Source organism: Paraburkholderia sp. PREW-6R, assembly GCF_039621805.1.
In the GTDB taxonomy this organism is placed as follows: Bacteria; Pseudomonadota; Gammaproteobacteria; order Burkholderiales; family Burkholderiaceae; genus Paraburkholderia.
In genome coordinates, this window is sequence record NZ_CP155073.1 from 2,755,357 (window position 1) to 2,775,243 (window position 19,887).

The following is a 19,887-nucleotide window of genomic DNA, read 5'->3' on the forward strand; positions in this document are numbered from 1 at the left end:
TTCGTGTCAGCTCTTGATGATGTGCAAAAGCCGCGCGCAATCGCGCCCTGCGGTGCGGGCCTCTTCGAGCGTTGCCGCCGTGAAGTTCACATGGCCCATCTTGCGGCCGCAGCGCGCCTCTTCCTTGCCATACAGATGCAGACGCGCCGCCGGCATCGCGGCGACTTCCTGCCACGGCGGCGTGACCGCCGCGCCCTTCGGGCCGTCCGGGAACCAGATGTCGCCGAGGATATTCAGCATGACAGCCGGCGAATGCTGACGCGTATCGCCAAGCGGCATGCCGGTCATCGCGCGCACCTGCTGCTCGAACTGGCTCGTGGCGCACGCGTCGACCGTGTAGTGGCCGGAGTTGTGCGGGCGCGGCGCCATTTCGTTGGCGACCAGCGAACCGTCTTCGAGAATGAAGAACTCGACGCACAGCACACCCACGTAGCCGAGCTTGTCCGCGATCTGCAGCGCGGCCTGTTGCGCCTGCTCTGCGAGCGTAGGACTTGCGTCTGGTGCGGGCACGATGGTGTGCGACAACACGCCGTCGCGATGCGTATTCTGCGCGAGCGGGTAGACCACCGACGCGCCGCTCGCTGCACGCGCGATCAATGCGGACACCTCGAACTTCAGCGGCAAGCGCTTTTCCAGCACGCACGGCACACCCGCGAGCGACGCATGCGCCTCGCGCACTTCTTCGGCGTTGCGCACGCGAACCTGCCCTTTGCCGTCGTAGCCGAGGCGCGCCGTTTTCAGAATGCCGGGCAGCACGGCTTCCAGCTTCGCGTCCTCGAGCGCGGCGAGCGCATCCGACGACTCGATCACCACGTGCGGCGCCACCGCCACGCCCGACGACGCAATGAAGCGCTTCTCGGCGATCCGGTCCTGCGCGACGGCCACGCAGCGCCCCGCCGGGCTGACGAACGTGGTTCTGGCGAGAAAGTCGAGGCTTGCCGCCGGCACGTTCTCGAATTCCGTCGACACCGCCGCGCACAGCCGTGCGAGCTCGGTCAGCGACGCTTCGTCGTCGTAAGCCGCGCGGATGTGGCGATCCGCGACCGCGCCCGCAGGACTGGTCTCGTCCGGATCGAGCACGGCAACGCGATAGCCCATGGCCTGAGCGGCAAAGCAGAACATGCGGCCGAGCTGGCCGCCACCAACCATGCCGAGCCATGCGCCGGGCAGAATGGGTGAAACCGGTGAGTTGTCTGGGTTCATCTTAGTGGTCGGTCACGGCCGGGTGGCTGCGCATGCCTTCATGCGAAACACCCTGCCGGGGGGTTCAGACAGTGGGACGTCCAGAAAATGACTCGCGCTTACAGCGGCGGCAATGCCATGGCGTGAGCCGCCTCGTTCTGGCGCACGCGGAAAGCGGCGAGCTTCTCTGCAAGTTCGGTATTCGTGCCGCTCAGAATCGACACTGCGAACAACGCTGCGTTCGCGGCGCCCGCTTCGCCGATTGCAAATGTCGCAACCGGCACACCCTTGGGCATCTGCACGATGGAATGCAGCGAATCCACGCCTTTCAGGTACTTGCTCGACACCGGCACGCCAAGCACCGGTACCGTCGTCTTGGCCGCGAGCATGCCCGGCAGATGCGCCGCACCGCCCGCGCCCGCGATGATCGCGCGAATGCCACGCGCGCGTGCACTTTCAGCATAGGCGAACATTTCGTCGGGCATACGGTGCGCGGAGACCACCTTCGCCTCGTAAGGCACGCCGAATTCCTGAAGAATCGCGACGGCGTTCTTCATCACTTCCCAATCGGAACTGGAGCCCATCAGTACGCCGACGAACGGCGCGCTGTGCGTATGGGCAGTTTGAGCTTCACTCATGTTACGGCTTCCTTTTTCTCTGCGTGTACGAAAGGTGCGCGTATCAGGCGAGCTTCTGTCCGGTCAGGCGTTCGAGCGCTTCCTGATACTTTTCGCCCGTTTTCGTGACCACGTCGTCCGGCAGTTTCGGCGCCGGCGGCTCTTTCTTCCACGCCTGGGTTTCGAGCCAGTCGCGCACGAACTGCTTGTCGAACGACGGCGGGTTCGTGCCGACCTGATACTGATCCGCCGGCCAGAAGCGCGACGAATCCGCCGTCAACGCTTCGTCCATCAGATACAGCTTGCCGTGGTCGTCCAGACCGAATTCGAACTTCGTATCCGCAATGATGATCCCGCGCGTAGCCGCGTAATCCGCCGCTTCCTTGTACAGCCTGATCGAGATGTCGCGGATCGTGGCCGACAGTTCGGTACCGATGCGACGCTCCATCTCGTCGTACGTGATGTTCTCGTCGTGGTGGCCCATTTCGGCCTTGGCGGCCGGCGTGAAGATCGGCTCAGGCAGCTTTTGCGCATTCTGCAAACCCGGCGGCAGTTGTACGCCGCACACCGAACCGGTCGCCTGGTAGTCCTTCCAGCCGCTGCCGGCCAGATAGCCGCGCACCACCGCTTCCACCAGAATCGGCTCGAGGCGCTTGACCACCACCGCACGGCCTTTTACCTGCTCGGCTTCGTCCGCCGCGACCACGGATTCCGGCGCGACGCCCGTCAGGTGGTTCGGCACCACGTGCTTGAGCTTGTCGAACCAGAAGTTCGCCATTTCGTTGAGCACGCGACCCTTGTTCGGAATCGGCTCGCCCATGATCACGTCGAACGCCGACAGACGGTCGGTCGTGACGATCAGCAACTGGTCGTTGCCCACGGCATAGTTGTCGCGGACTTTGCCGCGGCCGAGCAGCGGCAGCGAGCGGAGCGTGGATTCGTAGAGGGTAGACATCGTCGTGGTTCGCTAAAAGTGGGGCAAAAAGTGTGACCGGAACAAAAGGGAAACGCCGTTCCCCGGATGATGCGGGAACGGCGATCTGACGACAACCTGGCCAGACGGCCAGGTGCAGAGCTTTGGTTATAGCTTAGCGGACGACTTGCGCAAGCTCGCCCGACTTGTACTTCTCCGCAATTTTATCAAGCGAAACCGGCTTGATCTTGCCAGCCTGGCCTTCGCAACCAAATTCAACGTAGCGCTCGACGCAGATTTTCATCGCGGCTTCCCGCGCCGGCTTCAGGTAATCGCGCGGGTCGAACTTGCCCGGATTCGTTGCCATGTAGCGGCGGATCGCGGCGGTGATCGCCAGACGCAGGTCGGTGTCGATGTTGACCTTGCGCACGCCGTGCTTGATGCCTTCCTGAATTTCCTCGACCGGCACGCCATAAGTTTCTTTCATGTCGCCGCCGAATTCGCGGATTTGCGCGAGCAATTCCTGCGGCACCGACGACGAACCGTGCATCACCAGGTGCGTGTTCGGGATGCGCTGATGAATCTCCTTGATGCGCTCGATCGACAGGATGTCGCCCGTCGGCTTCTTGCTGAACTTGTACGCACCGTGCGATGTGCCGATCGCGATCGCCAATGCGTCGCACTGGGTCAGCTTGACGAAGTCGGCGGCCTGCTCCGGGTCGGTCAGCAATTGCTCGCGGGTCATCGTGCCTTCCGCGCCGTGGCCGTCTTCCTTGTCGCCCTTCATGGTTTCCAGCGAGCCGAGCACGCCCAGTTCCGCTTCCACCGTAATGCCGATCGAGTGCGCCGCTTCAACGACCTTGCGCGACACGTCGACGTTGTACTCGTACGAAGCGACCGTCTTGCCGTCGGCTTCGAGCGAACCGTCCATCATCACGCTGGTAAAGCCGCTGCGGATGGCCGCCATGCACACCGCCGGCGACTGCCCGTGGTCCTGGTGCATCACCACCGGAATATGCGGATAGGATTCGACCGCGGCTTCGATCAGGTGGCGCAGGAACGGCTCACCCGCGTACTTACGCGCGCCGGCCGATGCCTGCATGATGACCGGTGCGTTGACCTTGTCGGCCGCGGCCATGATGGCCTGCACCTGCTCAAGATTGTTCACGTTGAAGGCCGGAATGCCATAACCGCTTTCGGCGGCATGGTCCAGCAGTTGACGCATTGATACGAGAGGCATTGCTGTAACTCCTTGGATTGAAACGAATTCTTTTGCCGTCGGCATCTTTTTCGGACGATTTGTCGCGAGGCAGACTGCATACCCGGGCGTCCATTCTCCACGCGCATTTTTCCTGCTTGCGCAACCGGAGTCTGTGCGCCGCCTCTCGCGGGGCATGACAGCCTGCTTCGCTCAATCAGTCCTGTGCCGATCGAGCAGTGTGCCGCGTGATCAATACGGTTCGCCAACCCGCACGATTTTCAGCGTATTCGTGCCGCCGGCCTGACCCATCGGCTCGCCGACGGTGAGCACCACCATATCGCCGCGCGACGCGTAGCCCTTGCTGACCACCGTTTCCAGCGCCTGTTGCAACGCAATGTCACGATCGGTGTTGGTGTCGAGATGAAGCGACGTGACATTGCGGTACAGCGCCATGGCCCGTTCGCTGCCGACGCGCGGTGTGAGCGCGAAGATCGGCACGTGCGTCCAGTGACGCGACATCCACAACGCAGTCGACCCGGATTCGGTCAACGCGACAATCGCCTTTGCGCCCAGGTGGAATGCGGTGAACAGCGCGCCCATCGCGATCGACTGGTCGATCCGCGTGAACGTGCGGTCGAGGAAATCCTTATCCAGTTCCGACGACTCCGACTTCTCCGCTTCCACGCAGATCGCCGCCATGGTTTCGATGGTCTGCACCGGATACTTGCCCGCCGCCGATTCCGCCGACAGCATGACCGCGTCCGTGCCGTCCAGCACCGCGTTCGCGACGTCCGACACTTCGGCGCGCGTCGGCACCGGCGCATGGATCATCGACTCCATCATCTGCGTGGCGGTGATCACGAACTTGTTCGATTCGCGCGCCATGCGGATCATGCGCTTTTGCAGCGCCGGAACCGCGGCGTTGCCCACCTCCACCGCCAGGTCGCCGCGCGCGACCATGATGCCGTCCGACGCGTCGAGAATGCCTTGCAACGCGGGAATCGCTTCCGCGCGCTCGATCTTGGCGATCATCTTCGGCTTGATGCCGTAAGGCGCGCCGGCGATATTCGCCAGCTGGCGGGCCATTTCCATGTCCGTGGCGTTCTTCGGAAACGACACTGCGACGAAATCCACGCCGAGCGACATCGCCGTGCGGATGTCTTCCATGTCTTTCGCGGTCAGCGCGGGCGCGGACAGACCGCCGCCCTGGCGGTTGATGCCCTTGTTGTTCGACAGCTCGCCGCCGATCTTCACGATCGTGTGGATTTCATTGCCGATCACGCGCTGAACGTCCAGCACGATCAGGCCGTCGTTCAGCAACAGCACGTCGCCCGCTTTCAGGTCACGCGGCAAGTCCTTGTAATCGAGGCCGGCGCGTTCCTCGTTACCGAGTTCGCAGCCCGCGTCGAGAATGAACGGCTCGCCGGCAACCAGCATGATCTTGCCGTTTTCGAATTTGCCGACCCGGATTTTCGGGCCTTGCAGGTCCGCCATGATGGCGACTTCGCGGCCGGCCTGGCGGGCCGCCTCGCGCACGAATTCGGCGCGCTGGCGGTGGTCGTCGGCGGTGCCGTGCGAGAAATTGAGTCGCACCACGTCCAGTCCTGCCTGAATCATTTGCAGCAGGATTTCCGGCGTACTGGAAGCCGGTCCGATGGTGGCGACAATTTTGGTGGCGCGATGCATGAGTCTCCTCGTCTGGGTGAGATCGCTGGAAAGAGCGCTGCGAGTCGGATGCGGAGGCTGCACACCGATAGATGCTGCCAGGGGCTGCGCGCCAGTCATCGCCAGCGTCGCTTTATGGGGTGAAGCGGTGTTCGATACCAGCACAGGGGGTGCGGGCGGAGGGACCGGTGTCACCTCGTCGTCGGGGAGTTCTGCTGGCGAATGGGCGGCGTCCGTGAGCGCGGCGGATACGTTGACTGCTCCGCCGGACAGATCCGTTGCTTCGCCGGCAGTGGTCAACTCCGCGAGCGCAGTGGACGAGCCGGATTCTTCTTGTTGATGTGCTGCCGGCGTAGTGGCGGCGGAGCGCACTTCGCGCTCCTCTGCCGCCGCCGCGGTATGGCGCGGCGACTGGCCGTCGCGCGCCTTGGCAGACTTTGCCGGCTTCGCCGGCTTTGCAATCAGGGAGCGCGTGGTCACTTTAGGCCCGCGATTCCAGGACTTCGACCGCCGGCAGCTTCTTGCCTTCGAGGAACTCGAGGAAAGCGCCGCCGCCCGTCGAGATGTAGCTGACCTTGTCCTGGATGCCGTACTTGGCGATGGCCGCAAGCGTGTCGCCGCCGCCCGCGATCGAGAATGCCGACGACCTGGCGATTGCGTCCGCCAGTGTCTTCGTGCCGTTGCCGAACTGGTCGAACTCGAACACGCCAACCGGGCCGTTCCACACGATCGTGCCGGCTTTTTCCAGCTGCATCGCGAGTACTTTCGCGGTTTCCGGTCCGATATCGAGAATCATGTCGTCGTCTTGAACATCGGCAACCGCCTTGATTTCGGCCTTGGCCGTCGGCGAGAACTCCTTGGCGGTGACGACGTCGCTCGGGATCGGTACGGACGCGCCACGGGCTTTCGCGGCGTCGATAATGGCCTTTGCTTCTTCGACCAGATCGGCTTCGGCAAGCGACTTGCCGATCTTCAGGCCCGCGGCCAGCATGAACGTGTTCGCAATGCCGCCGCCCACGATCAGCTGATCGACCTTGTCGCCGAGCGACTTCAGAATGGTCAGTTTGGTGGACACCTTCGAGCCGGCGACGATCGCCACCAGCGGACGCTTCGGCGAACCGAGCGCCTTGCCGAGCGCTTCGAGTTCGGCGGCGAGGAGCGGACCCGCGCACGCGACGGGCGCGTACTTGGCGATCCCGTGCGTGGTGGCCTCGGCGCGGTGCGCGGTGCCGAACGCGTCGTTCACGTAGATATCGCAGAGCTTCGCCATTTTTTGCGCAAGCTCGTCGGAATCCTTCTTCTCGCCCTTGTTGACGCGGCAGTTCTCCAGCAGCACCACCTGGCCCGGCGCCACGTTCACGCCGTTCTCCACCCAGTGCGCGACTAGCGGCACGTCGCGGCCCAGCAGCTCGGCAAGCCGCTTGCCGACCGGCGCGAGCGAGTCTTCCGGCTTGAAGTCGCCTTCGGTCGGGCGCCCCAGATGCGACGTGACCATCACGGCGGCGCCTGCGTCCAGCGCGGCCTTGATGGCCGGCACCGACGCGCGGATGCGGGTGTCTTCGGTGATGTTGCCTTGATCGTCCTGCGGGACGTTGAGATCGGCACGGATGAACACGCGTTTGCCGGATAGTTTGCCTTCGGCGATCAGATCGGAGAGACGCAAAACCTTGTTCATGGGCGTTTGTGTGCGAGTTGATGAGAAGGCGGTGGCGGACAACGCGCTGCCAGCCTCGCGCGGCGAACTCCAGCGCTCAGGCACAGCAGCGGCTCCACTGACTCGGGTGCCGCCGGCAAGGCCGCGGCGCGCGCCCAGCAACGGCGCGGTTATCCCGGAAACATTCATTTTAACTGATCCCCACTGCCTTCTGACCCGCAACCCGGCGAATGTCCCGTATTTGAAGACACGCGCGGCGTGTCGCAGCGCAGCATGGGCTGCAGGAACGCCTAGTTCAGGAGCCGCAACAATGTGAATATGGCCATCCCGACGACAATGGTGCCGAGCATGGTGCGCCGCCACAGAAACCAGGCGAGCGCGGATAAAGTGGCGTAGAACTCGTGATTCGACGGCGCGAACGAGAGGCCCTCCGGCGTGGCGAGCACATCGGGCAGCACAACCGCCGCCAACGCGGCGGCCGGCGCGTAGCGCAGCATGCGCTGCACGCGCGGCGGCAGTACGGTGCGCTCGCCGCCAATCAGGAACATCGCGCGTGTCAGCGTGGTGACGATGGTCATGCCGAAGATGGCAAGCCAGATCTGCGTGGAAGTCATCGGGAATCTCCGGCGCTGTTGCGGATGCGCCGCAAGTCGGCGCGCTCGACCATCAGATCCGCCGCGCTTCCGGCAACGATGGCGGCGACGACGGCAAGCGGCAGCGCGAGCCGGTACGGCAGGTCGAAAGCGAGCAGCGACACCACCCCGGCGATGCTGACGGCGACCAGCGTGGAGCGCGTGGCGATCGCCGACACCATGATCGGCAAGAGCGCGAGCGTGCCGGCGAGCGCAAGGCCCCAGTTATCCGGAATCAGGCTCGCGAGCAGAATGCCGATGATCGACGAGACCTGCCATGACAGCCAGCTCGCGAGCGCCATGCCCCAGTAGTACGCCTCCTTGCCGGGCACGTAGCCCGTCGGGAAGCTCTTTTTCTGGAACAGCAGATAGATCACGTCACCGTTGAAATAGCCGAGCACGATGCGCCGCCACATCGGCAGATAGGAAAAATGCGGCGCGAGTCCCACGCTGAAAATCACGAAGCGCGTGTTGACCATGGCGGCCGTGAGCAGCGCGGTCCAGATCGGGAGCTTTGCCGCTAGCAGCGGCAGCACCGCCAGCTGCGACGAGCCCGCGTAGCACAGCAGCGACATGGTGAGCGCCTGCGGCAGCGTAAGCACGGACTTGCTCATGGCGATGCCGGTAACGAGTCCCCACGAAAAGATCGCCATCAGCGTGGGCGAGTAGTCGCGCGCGCCCTCACGGAAGGCGCGGCGATCGGTGTCTGACAGGCGAGCGAACATGAGGGCGGATCGGGGCGATGCACGACGGGCGCAGCGCGTGGCTGGCGCGCCGCAACGAAGGACGAGCCGGCGCAACGCAGCGATGCCACTTGCCGATGGCATGTGGACGAGCCGCCGGGGCGCCGGATTCAATTTAAGCGTGCGCTGGATTATAGCGTTCGGCCTGCGGCCAAACGCCCGTTCCTTGTGCAAAAGACGCTAAAATAATGTTCTTCGCAACACCTCACGAGAAAACGCAGGGCTGCTCCTGCATTCTTGCCCCTCGGGGACCTGACGCGGCGCGCCAGGTTGGGGCGCACTCATAACCGCACCCGCTGGAGAATCGTATGTCAATGGCCGACCGCGACGGCAAGATCTGGATGGATGGCAAACTCATCGACTGGCGCGATGCCAAGATCCACGTGCTGACCCACACGCTGCACTACGGCATGGGCGTGTTCGAGGGCGTGCGCGCGTACAGGACGGCAGACGGCGGCACCGCGATTTTCCGTCTGCAGGAGCACACCAAACGGCTGCTCAACTCGGCCAAGATTTTCCAGATGGAAGTGCCGTTCGACCATGAAACGCTCGCCGCCGCGCAGCGCGAAGTGGTCCGCGAAAACAAGCTCGAATCGTGCTATCTGCGCCCGATCATCTGGGTCGGCTCGGAAAAGCTCGGCGTGTCGGCCAAGGGCAACACCATCCACGTGGCGATCGCCGCGTGGCCGTGGGGCGCCTATCTCGGCGAAGACGGGCTCGCCAAGGGCATCCGCGTGAAGACGTCGTCGTTCACGCGGCATCATGTGAACGTGTCCATGGTTCGCGCGAAGGCGTCGGGCTGGTACGTGAACTCGATTCTCGCCAACCAGGAAGCGATTGCCGACGGCTACGACGAAGCGCTGCTGCTCGACGTGGACGGCTACGTGTCGGAAGGCTCGGGCGAAAACTTCTTCCTCGTGAACAACGGCAAGCTGTACACGCCGGATCTGTCGTCGTGCCTCGACGGCATTACGCGCGACACGGTCCTTACGCTCGCGCGCGACATGGGCATCCCCGTGATCGAAAAGCGCATCACGCGTGACGAGGTCTACACCTGCGACGAAGCGTTCTTCACCGGCACCGCCGCCGAGGTCACACCGATCCGTGAGCTCGACAACCGCACGATCGGCTCGGGCGCACGCGGCCCGATCACGGAAAAGCTGCAATCGGCATTCTTCGACGTGGTGAACGGCAAGAGCGAGCAGTACAACCACTGGCTCACGAAGATCTGACGCATTGGCGCACGCCGCCGCGGCCGCGAATGGCCGTGGTGCGCCAGCGCCGTCACCGGCACTACGCACGCACCCTGCATACAACGAGAAAGTCCCATGAGCGAAACCAAGGAAATGCCGCTGGTCGAACTGTCGGCAAAGGATCTTCCGGCTTATTGTCCGAACCCGGGCATGCCGCGCTGGAGCGCGCATCCGCGCGTCTTTATCGATGTCACGCACGGCGAAGCCAAGTGCCCGTACTGCAGCACGCGCTACAAGCTGCGCGACGGCGAAGTGGTCAAGGGTCACTGAGCACGGCACGCTGATCGCTTGTGGCAGGGTGTAGCGCGATGCGCATTCCGGTCGCCCATCCGTACGAAAGCGGCCTTCGGACTTGCGACGACGCGCTCCTGGCGCTGAGTGTGGGCTGAGTGTGGGCTGAGTGTGGGCTGAGTTGGCGCTGAGCCGGCGTTGCCTGAAGGCGTTGACTTCGCGTTCAATCGGCATGGAAGGAGGCAGTCTGCGCCGCCGTGCCGGGCACGAGCCTCGCGAGCGGAGCAGGTTCCTCGCTCGGTGTGGCGAACCATTCCAAGCATGCCGACCGTAGCCGCCGAGGCACGCCACCGTTCCACAGCCTTCGTGCCACAGCCTTTGTTTCGCCGCCTGCTTTCGCAGGCATTTCCCTGTTATTCAACCGAATGCCACGCGCGCTGCGCGCGGCCATTCCTTTCGACACCGGACACACTCTCTGATGCGTCGCGCGTTGGTTATCGCACCGAACTGGATCGGTGACGCATTGATGGCGCAGCCGCTGTTTGCGCGCCTCGTTAAATTGCATCCGCGCATGGTCATCGACGCGGTCGCCCCCTCGTGGGTCGCACCCGTGCTCGAACGCATGCCGGAAATCCGCGACGTCTACGCCACGGATCTCGCCCACGGCAAGCTGCAAATGCTGCGCCGCTGGCAACTGGCGAGCGACCTGCGTGACGTCGGCTACGACGCGGCCTACGTGCTGCCGAACTCGCTCAAATCGGCGCTGATTCCGTGGATGGCGGGCATCCGCCTGCGCATCGGCTATACCGGCGAAAGCCGCTACGGGCTGCTCAACGTGCGTCATGCGAATCCGCGCAAGGACGAGCGCCCGCCGATGGTTGGCCATTACGCCGCCCTCGCCTACGCGCCCGGCGCCCGCGTCCCCGACGACCTGCCGATGCCGCGGCTCGACAGCGATCTGAACGAAGCGTCGCGCGTGTCGGCGCGTTTTAATCTGGACACGCGCGTGCCGTTGCTGATGTTCTGCCCGGGCGCCGAGTACGGTCCCGCCAAACGTTGGCCGCCGGAGCATTTCGCGGCGCTCGCGCAAATGGTAGGCCAGTCGTTTCCGTACACGCACATCGTCGCGCTCGGCTCGCCGAAGGATGCGCCGCTCGCGCAGGCCATTGCCGAGAAAGCGCCCAATGTGCGCAACCTGTGCGGCCAGACCGCGTTGGGCGAAGCGTGCGCGCTGATCTCGCGGGCCAATGCCGTCGTGACGAACGATTCCGGGCTGATGCACGTGGCGGCCGCGCTGCGCCGGCCGCTCGTGGCCGTGTACGGTTCGACCGACCCGCGCCATACGCCGCCCTTGTCCGAGCTTGCGAAGGTACAATGGCTTCACCTCGAATGCAGCCCCTGTTTTCAGCGCGAGTGTCCGCTTGGCCATCTGAACTGCCTGAAGCAGTTGAGTGCCGAGCAGGTGTTTGGCGATCTGCGCGGCATGTTGCTCGCGCAGCGCTGAGGTGGCTGTCAGGTACACGCAACATCGCACGCATCACCGCATGCCTCTGAGCGCGTCGCGTCATGTTCACGCCTTGCGGCGCGGGCATTCTGGCGCTCGGGGCGAAAGTCCGGTATGCCGGACTGTTCCGCTGACCGCTGCCTAGCAACCGCGCGCCGCGCACGAGAGACTGACGAGCCATGCCACGTTTTGCCCATATCTTCGAAGCCGCCGCCGATACGCTGAACGCCTACTATCAGGCCGTCGCCGAGGTGAATATCGACAGCTTGATGGGCCTGTGGATCGACGAGGAGTTCGTGAGCTGCATCTGGGCCGACGGCTCCCATCTGCATGGCCTCGACAGCATCCGCACCGGTCTGCAGATCCAGCTCGAAGCCGCGCCCATCTCGATCGAACCGCTCGACATCCGCGTCTACGACAGTCTCGGCACCGTCGTGTACGCGATTGCGGAAGCGCATCGTCCGGCCGATCCGAAAGCGCTGCCTGCCATGGTCTTCACCACCTACGTGATGGTTCACGAGCGCGGCGAGTGGCGCATCGCGCACATTCACGCGAGCCCGATGCCCAATGAAACGGCCAGCCAGTTCGCCACGAAAATGCGTCACGGCCAGGGGTCGCTGCACTGACACGCTGCCGGGCTTTTTTCTTTTCGCTACGCTAGAGGCATGAGCACGCCCCGCAGCAAGTCCCCGTCAGGGACTACGCCCAACCCGTCTCATTCGCCCAGTACGGTCCGTGAGGCTGTCGAGGTCGCCGTCGAGGCGACGGTCGATCTGCTTTATCGTGCGCCGCTATGGCTGCCGAACCGGCACGTGCAGACCATCGTGCCGTCGCTGTTCGCGCGTCGTCCGTCGGTGTCGTTCCGTCGCGAGCGCTGGGATACGCCGGATGGCGATTTCATCGATCTCGACTGGGTCGTGCACGACGGGCTCGCATCGGCAAAAGGCATCGCAGCGCCGCCTCACGTTCCATCCGACACCGCTCCCCTCTTCGTTCTGTTTCACGGCCTGGAAGGCAGTTCGGCGTCGCACTATGCGCGCTCGCTCATGGCCGCCGCGCGCGAATACGGCTGGCACGGCGTCGTGCCGCATTTTCGCAGTTGCAGCGGCCCGCTGAACCGGCTGCCGCGCTTCTATCATCTCGCCGACAGCAACGAGGTCGATTGGGTGCTGCGGCGTTTGCGCGCCGCGCATCGCGGGCCGATTGTGGCGGCGGGCGTGTCGCTCGGCGGCAACGTGTTGCTGCGCTGGCTCGGCGAGCAGCGCGAAGGCGCGACGTCGGTCATCTCGGCTGCCGCCGCGATCTCTACGCCGATCGACGTGCACGCGGGTGGACGCGCGTTGTCGCAGGGCTTCGGGATGGTCTACACGCGTAGCTTCCTGAAAACGCTCAAGCAGAAAGCCGAACAGAAGCTGCTGCAATTTCCCGGCCTCTTCGACCGCAATGCGATGCTCGCGAGCCGCACCATGTACGATTTCGACAACGTGGTGACCGCTCCGCTGCACGGCTTTCGCAATACCGACGAGTACTGGAGCATTGCCACCACGCGTCCGTTGCTGCCGCACATCGAACTGCCCACGCTCGTCCTGAATGCACGCAACGACCCGTTCCTGCCGGCCGAGGCATTGCCGGCGCGCCACGAAGTCTCGGCGGCGGTGGAGCTGGACCAACCCCGGCACGGCGGCCACGCCGGTTTCATGACTGGGCCGTTTCCCGGCCGCATCGACTGGTTGTCGCGGCGCGTGTTCGGCTACCTGGAGCGACACGTCGATCATGGATGACATCGTCAAGCAGGCTCTGGCCAAATGGCCGAACGTCCCGAGTTGCACCGGCTGGCTGCTGCTGGATCGGCGCGGGAACTGGCGTATGCGCGACGAGGCCGCCCAAACGAGCGGCTCGCCGGGTACGGCGATCCGGCACGACGCGCTGCTCGGTTTCATCAACCGCAACTATGCCGTCGACGAGCGCGGCCAGTGGTATTTTCAGAATGGCCCGCAGCAGGTGTACGTGGAACTGGGATACACGCCGTGGGTGGTGCGGCTGTCGGCGCAAACCGACGGCGTGCTGACGCTGAAAGACCAGGCGGGCCATGCGTTCGAACCGGCCGCCGTGCTGGTGGATGACGCCGGCGGCATCCTGTTCGTCGACCGTTCGAACCCGGCTCGGGTCGCCGTTCTGCACGACCACGATCTGGAAGTGTTCTCCGATCACGCAACGCTCGCCGACGATTCGCTTGGCGGCGAGTTCCGCTGGAACGACCACACTGTGTTACCGCTGGAACCGGTGAAGCGCAGCGACGTTGCCGCGCGGTTCGGTTTTATCGCGAGCCCCGCCGCGGCGCAGCGCGCCTGATCGGCGGCGTTGCTGCAGCGGCGCGCCCGCTCAACTCTTCTCGTCGAGCCGCTCTTCCTTGTAGCGGCTTTCCATCTCATGCAGCCGTGCGTCGACGGTCGCCAGATCGTAGTAGCCGATCGTCTTCATGTCGCGCGCGTCTTTCAATTGCCGGATCGCCGACGGCCACGCCCCGTCCAGCGCGAACTTCTCCGCCATTGCGCGGTGCTGCGTGAACGCATCGCCGCTGCCCGCGCTTGCCTGCGCGAGATACAGCCACCACGCGGGCTGATCGGGCTGCGCACGCGTTTCCCTGAGCGCGAGCGCCTGGGCTTCCGTGAAGCGCTTGAGCGTGAGCAACGTGCGAATATGCATGTCGATCGCGGCATTCGACCGCGGCCAGCGCTGCTGCGCGAAGTCGGCCAGACGCGCCGCGTCGTCGTCATGACCGGCGCGTCGCGCGATGTCGGCGGCGAGCACGTCGAGACTCGGCGAGCTGCGCTCGGGCTCGCCTTCGTTCTGCTCGCCACTTGCGAACGCCGCGCGCGATGCGGCCAGCGACGCCGCCGCGTCGTCGTAACGTTCGAGCAGCATCTGGCCGTACGCGATCCCATACCAGTTCGCGGCGATGTTCACCGCCGTGCGGTCCTCGATCTCGGAACGCAGACGCGACACCTCGTCCGCAAATTCACTGCGCGACTGTTCCTGCAGCAGCCGCGCCCGCGCCCGCACGAACCCGTATTCGGGCGCCTGGTGCGGCTGACGATAGGGCGCGCGGCGCGCGCGGTCCTCCATGTCGGCGATCCGCTCGCCCGTCAGCGGATGGGTGCGCGCGTAGGCCGGGATGCCCGTGTCGCTCATCGCCGCGCGGTCGAGCCGTCCGAAGAAGGTCGTCATCGCGTACGGATCGTAGCCCGCGCCGGCCAGCAGCAGAAAGCCGACGCGATCCGCTTCGTGTTCGGCGGAGCGGGAGAAGCGCAACTGGTTATCCACCGCGTACGCCTGGCCGCCGAGCGCGATCGCACTCCCCAGATCTCCGCTGTGTGCGAGCACGCCCGCGAGAATGCCGAACAGCAAACCGGCAAGCGCCGCATAGGTGCTGCGCTCGCCGGTCGTGATCATCCGCGAGATGTGCCGCTGCAGCACATGACCCATTTCGTGGCCAAGCACCGACGCGAGTTCCGATTCGGTCTCGGTGGCCACGATCAACCCGGTATTCACGCCGATGAAACCGCCCGGCAGCGAAAACGCGTTGATTTGCGGATCGCGGACCGCGAACAGATCGAAGTCAGGCCGATAGCCGCCGATGTAGAGCGCATTCGCCGCCGCGGCGAGCTTCGCGGCGACCGAATTCAGATAGTCGCACACGAGCCAGTCGTCGAGATAGTCGGGGTCGCGGCGCAACTCGCGCATCACGCGCTCGCCGAGTTTGCGCTCGGCTTGCGGCGTCAGCGATGCCGAGCCGCCATTGCCGAGGTCGGGCAGTTGCTGCGCGGCGATCGGCGCGCGCCAGCCGGCACTGGCGCTTGCGCCCGCATTGCCGGAGAAGCGGCTCTGCGCGCCGCCGTATACGCCGAACACGCCTTGCGCGATGTCGGGCGGCACGACGGGGTCGGCGAAAGATTCGACAGGACCGCTCACCAGCGGCGGTTCCACGGCTGGCGCGTTGAACCCCAATGTTCGGGGCAGTGCCAGGTTCCGCGTCGGATCCGGCGTTGACTTCGGCGTTGGAAGCGCTTGCGCGAACGCGCCCGGCGGCGCCGCCAGCGCGACTGACAACAACGCAGCAAGGAACCGTTTCGGACGCATTGCGAGGTCGGGGTGACGAAGTCGAAAAGCGACGCCCGCCACTCGGACTAAGATAGCGGGCATAGGACGGATTGTAATCAGTCCCCGCGGCGTGTCGGTGGCTTTGCCGTTATCAGCGGCGGTCCGGCGCGGCTGCGCTGCTATGATAGGCGCCCTCTAAAGGAGCCCAACCATGCCTGAACTCACCCATTTCGACGCTGCCGGCCATGCACATATGGTGGACGTCGGCGGCAAGGAAGAGACTCGGCGCATTGCGATTGCGCGCGGTTCGATCCGCATGCTGCCCGAGACGTTCGCGCTGATTCGCGACGGCAACGCCAAAAAAGGCGACGTGATCGGCGTTGCACGAATCGCCGCAATTCAAGGTTCGAAGCGCACTGCCGATCTCATTCCGCTATGCCATCCGCTGGCGCTTACGCGCGTCAAGGTGGATTTCGAACTCGACGAGACGTTGCCCGGCGTGCACTGCACGGTCCAGGTCGAAACGCTCGGCCGCACGGGGGTGGAGATGGAGGCGCTGACCGCCGTTCAGGTTGGCCTGCTGACGGTGTACGACATGTGCAAGGCGGTGGATCGCGGGATGACGATCACCGATGTGCGCGTGCTGGAGAAGCACGGCGGGAAGTCGGGGGATTGGGTCGCGGAGTGACAACGACGTTGCGCGTCATCACTCTCCCCCGCGAGCGCCTGAAAAACACTGCTCGACTCAATCGTTGTCGCTGTCGTCATCCTCGTTGACGTCGCCCGGCGGCATGCCATAGCGCTTGACGAGTTCGGCCTTGAAGCCGGCGAGTGTCTTCTGCTCGTCGCACAACTCGTAGACGTAGCTCAGTTGCGACGGCCAGTCATGCAGTTCCTCGGCAAAAATCTTCAGGCGCTCCACGGTGTCGAACGCGCCAGCCGTGTCGCCACTCAATGCCTGCAGCACCGCATACCGGCGCAACACCGTTTCGCCCGGCAATAGCGCCATCGCTTGCCGATGCATTGCGAGCTTGTGCTGCAGGTCCGTCGAGTTCATCGGCAGCAGCGTCGCCATACCGTATTCGCCCCACGCCCGGAACAGGAACGACGGCTCGGCGCGGTACTGCTCGGCAGGACGCGAGCCGTAATACAACACCTCGGCGCGCGCGTAATCCCGATACACCGGATACAACGCGGCCAGACCACCGAACACCACGACTGCGAACACCCCGAAGGACAACCGCTCGGGCACGACGCGCAGCGACCGTGTTTCAAGCAGGCCAAACACGAACATCGCGGGCAGAAGGAAAAACATGTACTGCTGCGGATATTCGACGAGCGCGTGCATCGTCAGCACGCCAATCAATGCGACGCCAAATATGCGTGCAGCCGTATGCGGTGCGCGCACCACTCGCACGAGCCACGCGACGAGGCCCGTTAGCACGATAGCGAGCCCGATCAGGCCGGTCTTTGCCAGCAGATCGATAAAGATGTCGTGCGAATTGTTGGCGATTTCCACGCCGCCGAGCGTCTTTGCGAACTCGTACTGATAGCTCGGAAATTCGCCCCAACCCACACCCAGAAGCGGGTGTGTTCTGAACATGGTCCAGCCGTATTTCCACAGTGCAAGGCGCGGCGCAATCTGACCGGCGTCCTTGAAACGCTCGGCGGCGGACTGCCCGAGTTCGAGGTGGTAGTGCACATTGGCCCAGCGGATCAGCGCATTGACCACGACGAACAGCACCGCCAACGCAATCGGAATGATCCATTCGCGGTTGCCACGGCGCGGCCCGCCTTGCTCGCGAGTTTGCGCGAATGCCATCCAGAATCCGGCCACGACGATTACGCCCATCTGCAGCCAGGGCCCGCGTGAGACTGTCAATGCGAGACCCACCGCAAAAATCGTCGACACCAGCAGCCAGACAATCATGGCCAGACGTCGTGTCTGCACAAGAAAAAGCGCGCCAGCCATGGCAAAGGCGATATACGTGGCGAGGTGATTTGCCTGCGCCATGTTGCCGAACGGCCGGCGCTCGATCGTCACGTTATAGGCGACGACGAACGGCGACACGCGCGCCTCCAGGTGGAACAACTGGATCACCTGACAGAACACCGCAAAAAGACCACCGACCACGAGCGCGCCCGCTGCCCAGCGCAGCGCGCTTTCGCTGAGTTTCACCTGTGTGAAACCGTAGCCTGCGTGCGTCGCCATCAGCGCCGCCAGCAGGAAGCCCCCGCCGAGCCAGTTCATCGACGGTTGCGACACCGGCAAAACCACGGACTGTGCCACCAGCAAAAGCCCGAACAGCAACGGCACCAGCGCAACGACCGGCGACGCGAACGCCACACGCGGCCGCGCGCTCGCCACCAGCAGTACGACGCCTGCGCCGGTCAGCAGATATAACGCAAGCGCCGTGAATTCGGCGTAGAAGGTGGGAATCGGATACGTGTGGTTGACGACTGCGTACGGCAGCACCAACGCGAGAGACAGCAAAATCAGAGACAGGTAGCGTGCAAATGGGGTGGGCATCGAATAACCGGTAGGCGTCAGCAACCGGCGCACTATACAAAAAAATCCTCGCGCTGTGCGCCGGCCTCGCTGAAACATCCCAAAAATCAGGCTTTTACGACGAGCGGGCTTTCGCGGCCCGCTTCGCCGCCTACCTGTCCGATCAGGAACGGCATTCAGGCGGTGCAAGATTCGACGGCAACGTCGGCGCTTCGGCCGGCGTCGGCCCCGCTCCCGGCGCCGGCAATGACGATGCCGTCTTGCCGCCCGCGAAACACTCCCAGTTCAGCGCGCCCGCCTGCACGGCACCTTTGGTCAACGCGACGCGCGCAGTCGGTGCGTCGACGTTATCGGGCACGGACGGCACGAGCGTCAGCGTGTTCGAGCCGGCTGGCGCAACGCGCGTCGTGAACGCGACGGTGATTTGCCCGGTGTCGTCGTCGACATGAATCGATTCGACGTTGCGCGTGGCGGGCGGCGATGCATAGCCGCCGCTGAAAGCGTTGCCGCTCGCGGCATTTTCAGACACAGCGAGGCGCGCGGACGCGGCAAGCGACAGTCCTTCGCCGACGCGGCTGCGCGCCAGATAGTCCTGATAGGCCGGGATCGCGTAGGCGGCGATCACGCCGACAATCGCGAGCACGATCATCAGTTCGATCAGCGTGAAGCCGACGCCAACGCGGCGGCACACGCGCGCGAGACGTTGCGGCCAGCGCACCCGGCGCGCGAGCCGCTGCACGGATAGCATGGCTGACGCGGATCGCGAGGACTGTGAATAAGGGGAATATGGCAAGGTAACGGTCATCGGCAGGCTCCTGAAACGAAAAACGCCTGCTCCACGGATCGGGAACAGGCGTTCAATCGTAATCAGCGAGACAGCTTCCACACAGTCGGCCAGATGGCTAACGACACGGCTCGCTAGTCTGTGAGACCAGCGCGCGGCATATGCCAGCGCGCGGGCTATGCTTGCGCGCGACTTGCGTTGCGGCGCTTGAGCAGGTAGCCGAGGATCACGACAAACAGCGCGCCCGCGATGCTCATGCCGTACTCGGCGACAGGCGTGTCCAGAATCGGCCAGCGGTCGCCGGCGGGGTCGTTGATGATCAGGCCGCCGGCGATCCAGCCGAGCAACGCGGCACCGAGCACGATGACGACCGGAAAACGATCGAGCAGTTTCAGTACGAGCTGACTGCCCCAGACGATCAACGGGATGCTCACCAGCAGCCCGAAAACCACCAGCGCGATGCGATGGCCTGGATCGGCCGCCTCGGCCGCGCCCGCGATGGCGATCACGTTGTCGAGGCTCATTACCGCGTCGGCGACGATGATGGTTTTGATCGCCGACATCAGCTTGTCAGCCGGTTTGACGTTCTCGTGCGCGTCATGCGCGGGCGCCATGAGCCGCACGCCGATCCACAGCAGCAACAGACCGCCCGCGAACTTGAGCAACGGCACGTCGAGCAACACGACGGCAAACGCAATCAGTGCGACGCGCAGCAGGATTGCGCCTGCCGTGCCCCACAGCACGCCCCTGGTTCGCTGCGACGGCGGCAGATTGCGGCACGCCAGCGCAATCACGACGGCGTTATCGCCACCCAGCAGAATGTCGATGACGATGATCTGAAACACCGCGCCCCAATGGAGCGTCGCAAAGAAGTCGAGCATGAGGAGTAAGAAGAAGG

Annotated in this window: 19 protein-coding genes; 7 read left to right on the top strand and 12 right to left on the bottom strand. The window is 64.3% G+C overall.

All coding sequences use genetic code 11. The features are described from left to right. Positions 1–6: 6 nt before the first annotated feature. The 8 genes from AAGS40_RS12015 to AAGS40_RS12050 form a co-directional block, all read right to left on the bottom strand. Positions 7–1,203 carry a 5-(carboxyamino)imidazole ribonucleotide synthase gene (locus tag AAGS40_RS12015; RefSeq protein WP_345811609.1) on the bottom strand — a complete coding sequence of 399 codons (1,197 nt, stop codon included), beginning with the start codon at positions 1,201–1,203 and terminating at the stop codon, positions 7–9. A gap of 98 nt (positions 1,204–1,301) precedes the next feature. Further along, positions 1,302–1,820, bottom strand: coding sequence for a 5-(carboxyamino)imidazole ribonucleotide mutase (purE, locus tag AAGS40_RS12020; protein WP_345811611.1), 519 nt, complete (start codon positions 1,818–1,820; stop codon positions 1,302–1,304). 43 nt (positions 1,821–1,863) lie between these two features. Continuing rightward, positions 1,864–2,754: a phosphoribosylaminoimidazolesuccinocarboxamide synthase gene (locus AAGS40_RS12025; RefSeq protein WP_345811613.1), complete on the bottom strand. Its 891-nt coding sequence runs from the start codon at positions 2,752–2,754 to the stop codon at positions 1,864–1,866. Positions 2,755–2,887: 133 nt separating this feature from the next. Further along, the gene (gene fba, locus AAGS40_RS12030; RefSeq protein WP_345811615.1) at positions 2,888–3,952 is read right to left on the bottom strand and encodes a class II fructose-bisphosphate aldolase; all 1,065 of its coding nucleotides are present in this window, start codon (positions 3,950–3,952) and stop codon (positions 2,888–2,890) included. Positions 3,953–4,162: 210 nt separating this feature from the next. Then, on the bottom strand, positions 4,163–5,599 hold the full coding sequence (pyk, locus tag AAGS40_RS12035) for a pyruvate kinase (RefSeq protein WP_345814391.1): 1,437 nt from the start codon (positions 5,597–5,599) through the stop codon (positions 4,163–4,165). Between the two features lie 460 nt (positions 5,600–6,059). After that, complete coding sequence (locus AAGS40_RS12040; RefSeq protein WP_345811617.1) at positions 6,060–7,253, bottom strand: phosphoglycerate kinase; 1,194 nt, start codon at positions 7,251–7,253, stop codon at positions 6,060–6,062. Between the two features lie 269 nt (positions 7,254–7,522). Continuing rightward, positions 7,523–7,846, bottom strand: coding sequence for an AzlD domain-containing protein (locus AAGS40_RS12045; protein ID WP_345811618.1), 324 nt, complete (start codon positions 7,844–7,846; stop codon positions 7,523–7,525). After that, the gene (locus AAGS40_RS12050; protein ID WP_345811620.1) at positions 7,843–8,589 is read right to left on the bottom strand and encodes an AzlC family ABC transporter permease; all 747 of its coding nucleotides are present in this window, start codon (positions 8,587–8,589) and stop codon (positions 7,843–7,845) included. The genes AAGS40_RS12045 and AAGS40_RS12050 overlap by 4 nt, the downstream gene beginning before the upstream one ends. A gap of 326 nt (positions 8,590–8,915) precedes the next feature. Here AAGS40_RS12050 and AAGS40_RS12055 point away from each other — a divergent pair, with 326 nt between their 5' ends. From AAGS40_RS12055 to AAGS40_RS12080, 6 genes are all read left to right on the top strand, one after another. Then, positions 8,916–9,839 (top strand): branched-chain amino acid transaminase, encoded by a 924-nt coding sequence (locus AAGS40_RS12055; protein ID WP_345811621.1) that lies wholly within the window; start codon positions 8,916–8,918, stop codon positions 9,837–9,839. Positions 9,840–9,935: 96 nt separating this feature from the next. Continuing rightward, positions 9,936–10,130, top strand: a complete 195-nt coding sequence (locus AAGS40_RS12060; protein ID WP_345811622.1) for a zinc-finger domain-containing protein — start codon at positions 9,936–9,938, stop codon at positions 10,128–10,130. A 439-nt stretch (positions 10,131–10,569) separates the two neighbouring features. After that, positions 10,570–11,595 (top strand): lipopolysaccharide heptosyltransferase II, encoded by a 1,026-nt coding sequence (gene waaF, locus AAGS40_RS12065; protein ID WP_345811623.1) that lies wholly within the window; start codon positions 10,570–10,572, stop codon positions 11,593–11,595. Between the two features lie 179 nt (positions 11,596–11,774). Then, the gene (locus AAGS40_RS12070) at positions 11,775–12,221 is read left to right on the top strand and encodes a nuclear transport factor 2 family protein (protein WP_345811624.1); all 447 of its coding nucleotides are present in this window, start codon (positions 11,775–11,777) and stop codon (positions 12,219–12,221) included. Between the two features lie 39 nt (positions 12,222–12,260). Beyond that, positions 12,261–13,376: an alpha/beta fold hydrolase gene (locus AAGS40_RS12075; RefSeq protein WP_345811625.1), complete on the top strand. Its 1,116-nt coding sequence runs from the start codon at positions 12,261–12,263 to the stop codon at positions 13,374–13,376. Further along, positions 13,369–13,947 (top strand): DUF2946 family protein, encoded by a 579-nt coding sequence (locus tag AAGS40_RS12080; protein WP_345811626.1) that lies wholly within the window; start codon positions 13,369–13,371, stop codon positions 13,945–13,947. Before AAGS40_RS12075 ends, AAGS40_RS12080 begins: the two co-directional genes overlap by 8 nt. Before the next feature lie 30 nt (positions 13,948–13,977). Here the strand turns inward: AAGS40_RS12080 and AAGS40_RS12085 are convergent, their stop codons facing one another. Further along, entirely contained in the window at positions 13,978–15,735 is a 1,758-nt protein-coding gene (locus tag AAGS40_RS12085) for a M48 family metalloprotease (RefSeq protein ID WP_345811627.1), read from the bottom strand. Positions 15,736–15,907: 172 nt separating this feature from the next. Between AAGS40_RS12085 and moaC the strand changes: the two genes are divergently transcribed. Beyond that, positions 15,908–16,384 (top strand): cyclic pyranopterin monophosphate synthase MoaC, encoded by a 477-nt coding sequence (moaC, locus tag AAGS40_RS12090; RefSeq protein WP_345811628.1) that lies wholly within the window; start codon positions 15,908–15,910, stop codon positions 16,382–16,384. Between the two features lie 57 nt (positions 16,385–16,441). Here moaC and AAGS40_RS12095 read toward each other — a convergent pair whose 3' ends face one another. The 3 genes from AAGS40_RS12095 to AAGS40_RS12105 all read right to left on the bottom strand — a co-directional run bounded on the left by AAGS40_RS12095 (position 16,442) and on the right by AAGS40_RS12105 (position 19,870). After that, on the bottom strand, positions 16,442–18,226 hold the full coding sequence (locus AAGS40_RS12095; RefSeq protein ID WP_345811629.1) for a Wzy polymerase domain-containing protein: 1,785 nt from the start codon (positions 18,224–18,226) through the stop codon (positions 16,442–16,444). Between the two features lie 142 nt (positions 18,227–18,368). Continuing rightward, positions 18,369–19,010, bottom strand: coding sequence for a pilin (locus AAGS40_RS12100; RefSeq protein WP_345811630.1), 642 nt, complete (start codon positions 19,008–19,010; stop codon positions 18,369–18,371). A gap of 155 nt (positions 19,011–19,165) precedes the next feature. Beyond that, positions 19,166–19,870, bottom strand: a complete 705-nt coding sequence (locus tag AAGS40_RS12105) for a TerC family protein (protein ID WP_345811631.1) — start codon at positions 19,868–19,870, stop codon at positions 19,166–19,168. Positions 19,871–19,887 lie beyond the last annotated feature (17 nt).